1 protein-coding gene is annotated in these 295 nt (G+C 69.2%); it reads left to right on the top strand.

Features of this window, described 5'->3' with window-relative positions; translation table 11 throughout:
- A partial coding sequence (locus tag GTY56_RS00915; RefSeq protein WP_161361501.1) for a phosphopantetheine-binding protein occupies positions 1–295 on the top strand: 295 nt, incomplete at both ends.

Genomic DNA, 295 nt, shown 5'->3' with positions numbered 1-295 from the left:
ACGGGAGGAGATCCTGTGCGCCGCCTTCGCCGAGGTGCTCGGCCTGGGGCGGGTCGGTGTGGATGACAGCTTCTTCGCTCTCGGCGGGCATTCTCTTCTCGCGGTACGGCTGGTGAGCCGGATTCGTGCGGTGCTGGGTGTCGAGGTGCCGTTGCGGGACCTGTTCGAGGCGCCGACGGTTGCCGGTCTTGCCGGGCGTCTGGCTGGGGCTGACGAGGCTCGGCTGGAGTTGTCACCGCGGGAGCGTCCGGAGCGGGTGCCGTTGTCGTTCGCCCAGCAGCGGCTGTGGTTCATC

The organism is Streptomyces sp. SID5643 (genome assembly GCF_009872555.1).
GTDB classification, from domain to species: Bacteria; Actinomycetota; Actinomycetes; order Streptomycetales; family Streptomycetaceae; genus Streptomyces; species Streptomyces iakyrus.
Note: the sequence above shows the minus strand (reverse complement) of the source record. Positions and strands in the feature narration are given on the sequence as shown.